Source organism: Micromonospora sp. DT41 (assembly GCF_049841715.1).
GTDB classification, from domain to species: Bacteria; Actinomycetota; Actinomycetes; order Mycobacteriales; family Micromonosporaceae; genus Micromonospora; species Micromonospora profundi.
This window is the reverse complement of record NZ_JBNCKU010000038.1, coordinates 1-5,216: the sequence shown is the minus strand read 5'-3', so window position 1 is coordinate 5,216 and position 5,216 is coordinate 1. Positions and strand designations below refer to the sequence as shown.

The following is a 5,216-nucleotide window of genomic DNA, read 5'->3' as shown; positions in this document are numbered from 1 at the left end:
AAGATTGTCCGGCGGTGTCCTACTCTCCCACACCCTCACGAGTGCAGTACCATCGGCGCTGGAGGGCTTAGCTTCCGGGTTCGGAATGTAACCGGGCGTTTCCCCTCCGCCATGACCGCCGTAACTCTATAGACATATCAAACAACACCACACAACTGGGGTTTGTTGTTCGTTTGTCTAGAGTTGCACAGTGGACGCGTAGCAGCTTAGTAGTCAAGTCCTCGGCCTATTAGTACCGGTCAACTGAACCCGTTACCGGGCTTACATTTCCGGCCTATCAACCCAGTCGTCTAGCTGGGGGCCTTACCCCACCAAAGGTGGGTGGGATACCTCATCTTGAAGCAGGCTTCCCGCTTAGATGCTTTCAGCGGTTATCCCTTCCGAACGTAGCTAACCAGCCGTGCCCCTGGCGGGACAACTGGCACACCAGAGGTTCGTCCGTCCCGGTCCTCTCGTACTAGGGACAGCCCTTCTCAAGTATCCTACGCGCACGGCGGATAGGGACCGAACTGTCTCACGACGTTCTAAACCCAGCTCGCGTACCGCTTTAATGGGCGAACAGCCCAACCCTTGGGACCTGCTACAGCCCCAGGATGCGACGAGCCGACATCGAGGTGCCAAACCATCCCGTCGATATGGACTCTTGGGGAAGATCAGCCTGTTATCCCCGGGGTACCTTTTATCCGTTGAGCGACACCGCTTCCACTCGCAAGTGCCGGATCACTAGTCCCGACTTTCGTCCCTGCTCGACCTGTCAGTCTCACAGTCAAGCTCCCTTGTGTACTTGCACTCAACACCTGATTGCCAACCAGGCTGAGGGAACCTTTGGGCGCCTCCGTTACCCTTTAGGAGGCAACCGCCCCAGTTAAACTACCCACCAGACACTGTCCCTGAACCGGATAACGGTCCGAAGTTAGATACCCAAATCAACCAGAGTGGTATTTCAAGATTGCCTCCACCCATACTGGCGTATGGACTTCACCGGCTCCCACCTATCCTACACAAGCTAATTCGAGTACCAATGTCAAGCTATAGTAAAGGTCCCGGGGTCTTTCCGTCCTGCCGCGCGTAACGAGCATCTTTACTCGTACTGCAATTTCGCCGGGCCTGTGGTTGAGACAGTGGGGAAGTCGTTACGCCATTCGTGCAGGTCGGAACTTACCCGACAAGGAATTTCGCTACCTTAGGATGGTTATAGTTACCACCGCCGTTTACTGGCGCTTAAGTTCTCCGCTTCGCCCCGAAGAGCTAACAGGTCCCCTTAACGTTCCAGCACCGGGCAGGCGTCAGTCCATATACATCGAATTACTTCTTCGCATGGACCTGTGTTTTTAGTAAACAGTCGCTTCCCCCTGCTCTCTGCGGCCATACAACGCTCCACCCGCGCGGGGCTTCACGTCTCCGGCCCCCCTTCTCCCTAAGTTACGGGGGCAATTTGCCGAGTTCCTTAACCACAGTTCGCCCGATCGCCTCGGTATTCTCTACCTGACCACCTGTGTCGGTTTGGGGTACGGGCCGCTAAGAACTCGCTAGAGGCTTTTCTCGGCAGCATAGGATCACTGACTTCACCTGAATCGGCTCGGCATCACGTCTCAGCCTCAAGTGTCGCGGATTTGCCTACGACACGGCCTACACGCTTACCCCGGCACAACCACCGGCCGGGCTCAGCTACCTTCCTGCGTCACCCCATCGCTTGACTACTACCCGCCAGGTTCCCACGCTCCCCAACCTTGACCCGAAGGTCGCAGCCGGTTTGGGTGGTTAGCACAACGAGGTTCATCAGGGACGCTCTTTCGCGGGTACGGGAATATCAACCCGTTGTCCATCGACTACGCCTCTCGGCCTCGCCTTAGGTCCCGACTCACCCAGGGCGGATTAGCCTGGCCCTGGAACCCTTGGTCATCCGGCGGAAGGGTTTCTCACCCTTCTTTCGCTACTCATGCCTGCATTCTCACTCGTGCCGCGTCCACAACTGGGTCACCCCGCTGCTTCACTCGCGGCACGACGCTCCCCTACCCATCCACACACCTGCACAAGGAATCACGTCCAAGCGAGGTTAAAATGTGAATGCCACAGCTTCGGCGGTGTGCTTGAGCCCCGCTACATTGTCGGCGCGGAACCACTTGACCAGTGAGCTATTACGCACTCTTTAAAGGGTGGCTGCTTCTAAGCCAACCTCCTGGTTGTCTATGCGACCCCACATCCTTTTCCACTTAGCACACGCTTAGGGGCCTTAGCTGGTGATCTGGGCTGTTTCCCTCTCGACTACGAAGCTTATCCCCCGCAGTCTCACTGCCGCGCTCTCACTTACCGGCATTCGGAGTTTGGCTGATTTCGGTAAGCTTGTGGGCCCCCTAGACCATCCAGTGCTCTACCTCCGGCAAGAAACACGCGACGCTGCACCTAAATGCATTTCGGGGAGAACCAGCTATCACGGAGTTTGATTGGCCTTTCACCCCTAACCACAGGTCATCCCCCAACTTTTCAACGTTGGTGGGTTCGGCCCTCCACGCGGTCTTACCCGCGCTTCAGCCTGCCCATGGCTAGATCACTCCGCTTCGGGTCTAGGACACGCGACTGAATCGCCCTATTCAGACTCGCTTTCGCTACGGCTCCCCCACACGGGTTAACCTCGCCACATGCCACTAACTCGCAGGCTCATTCTTCAAAAGGCACGCCGTCACCCCGCAAGGCTCCGACGGATTGTAGGCGAACGGTTTCAGGTACTATTTCACTCCCCTCCCGGGGTACTTTTCACCATTCCCTCACGGTACTCGTCCGCTATCGGTCACCAGGAAGTATTTAGGCTTACCAGGTGGTCCTGGCAGATTCACGGCAGATTTCAGGGGTCCGCCGCTACTCGGGAACACCCACAGAAGGTCAGCAACTTTCACCTACCGGACTTTCACCGTCTACGGTCAGCCATTCCAGACTGTTCGACTAGCCACTAACTTTGTAACTCCTCGAACAAGTGTCAGCTTGTTCAGTAGGGTCCCACAACCCCGACCACGCAACCCCTGACAGGTATCACACGCAGCCGGTTTAGCCTCAATCCGCTTTCGCTCGCCACTACTCACGGAATCACTATTTGTTTTCTCTTCCTACGGGTACTGAGATGTTTCACTTCCCCGCGTTCCCCCCACACACCCTATGTGTTCAGGTGTGGGTGACACCACATGACTGGTGCCAGGTTTCCCCATTCGGACACCCTGGGATCACAGCTTGGTTGACAGCTCCCCCAGGCCTATCGCGGCCTCCCACGTCCTTCATCGGCTCCTGGTGCCAAGGCATTCACCGTTCGCCCTTGACAACTTGACCACAAAGATGCTCGCGTCCACTGTGCAATTCTCAACAAACGACCAACCCACAACCCACAAGCCCCACACCAGCACCACCACAGCGGACGGTATGCGGGACCAGGCCATGCCTGGCAGACCACCAGCCCCCACACCGGAGGGCCAGACAAGTCTCTGAAACAACAACCAACGGTTGTTCTTTCAGGACCCAACAGGGTGCCTTACATTCCCCCTCAGCCGCACCAACCGCAACCGTTCCCACCACCCGAAGGTGGCTGTACTAGGCGCCGCCGGCCGTTGCCGAGGCAGAACTTGCCAGTGTCTCCGCCATCTGAGCACCCCACCACCACATTCGGGCGGTGCGGGCTCCATGCCACCTTTCGGTGGATGGTGCTCCTTAGAAAGGAGGTGATCCAGCCGCACCTTCCGGTACGGCTACCTTGTTACGACTTCGTCCCAATCGCCAGCCCCACCTTCGACGGCTCCCTCCACAAGGGTTGGGCCACCGGCTTCGGGTGTTGCCGACTTTCGTGACGTGACGGGCGGTGTGTACAAGGCCCGGGAACGTATTCACCGCAGCGTTGCTGATCTGCGATTACTAGCGACTCCGACTTCACGGGGTCGAGTTGCAGACCCCGATCCGAACTGAGACCGGCTTTTTGGGATTCGCTCCACCTCACGGTATCGCAGCCCATTGTACCGGCCATTGTAGCATGCGTGAAGCCCTGGACATAAGGGGCATGATGACTTGACGTCATCCCCACCTTCCTCCGAGTTGACCCCGGCAGTCTTCGATGAGTCCCCGCCATAACGCGCTGGCAACATCGAACGAGGGTTGCGCTCGTTGCGGGACTTAACCCAACATCTCACGACACGAGCTGACGACAGCCATGCACCACCTGTGACCGCCCCCGAAGGACCCCCCATCTCTGGAGGTTTTGCGGCCATGTCAAACCCAGGTAAGGTTCTTCGCGTTGCATCGAATTAATCCGCATGCTCCGCCGCTTGTGCGGGCCCCCGTCAATTCCTTTGAGTTTTAGCCTTGCGGCCGTACTCCCCAGGCGGGGCGCTTAATGCGTTAGCTGCGGCACAGAGAACCGGAGAGGCTCCCCACACCTAGCGCCCAACGTTTACAGCGTGGACTACCAGGGTATCTAATCCTGTTCGCTCCCCACGCTTTCGCTCCTCAGCGTCAGTATCGGCCCAGAGACCCGCCTTCGCCACCGGTGTTCCTCCTGATATCTGCGCATTTCACCGCTACACCAGGAATTCCAGTCTCCCCTACCGAACTCTAGCCTGCCCGTATCGACCGCAGGCTTGGAGTTGAGCCCCAAGTTTTCACGGTCGACGCGACAAGCCGCCTACGAGCTCTTTACGCCCAATAAATCCGGACAACGCTCGCACCCTACGTCTTACCGCGGCTGCTGGCACGTAGTTGGCCGGTGCTTCTTCTGCAGGTACCGTCACTTACGCTTCGTCCCTGCTGAAAGAGGTTTACAACCCGAAGGCCGTCATCCCTCACGCGGCGTCGCTGCATCAGGCTTCCGCCCATTGTGCAATATTCCCCACTGCTGCCTCCCGTAGGAGTCTGGGCCGTGTCTCAGTCCCAGTGTGGCCGGTCGCCCTCTCAGGCCGGCTACCCGTCGTCGCCTTGGTAGGCCATCACCCCACCAACAAGCTGATAGGCCGCGAGCCCATCCCAAGCCGAAAAACTTTCCACCACCAGCCATGCGACCAGCAGTAATATTCGGTATTAGCCCCCGTTTCCGAGGGTTATCCCAAAGCTTGGGGCAGGTTGCTCACGTGTTACTCACCCGTTCGCCGCTCGAGTACCCCGAAGGGCCTTTCCGCTCGACTTGCATGTGTTAAGCACGCCGCCAGCGTTCGTCCTGAGCCAGGATCAAACTCTCCAACAAAAAA

Annotated in this window: 3 rRNA genes; all 3 read right to left on the bottom strand. The window is 57.9% G+C overall.

Annotated features, from left to right (window positions below):
- Positions 1-6: 6 nt before the first annotated feature.
- The 3 genes from rrf to ACLQ23_RS31450 all read right to left on the bottom strand — a co-directional run bounded on the left by rrf (position 7) and on the right by ACLQ23_RS31450 (position 5,212).
- Positions 7-123, bottom strand: a 5S ribosomal RNA gene (gene rrf, locus ACLQ23_RS31460).
- An 86-nt stretch (positions 124-209) separates the two neighbouring features.
- Positions 210-3,318 (bottom strand): 23S ribosomal RNA (locus ACLQ23_RS31455).
- A 379-nt stretch (positions 3,319-3,697) separates the two neighbouring features.
- Positions 3,698-5,212, bottom strand: a 16S ribosomal RNA gene (locus ACLQ23_RS31450).
- The 16S, 23S and 5S rRNA genes sit together here, the layout of an rRNA operon.
- Positions 5,213-5,216 lie beyond the last annotated feature (4 nt).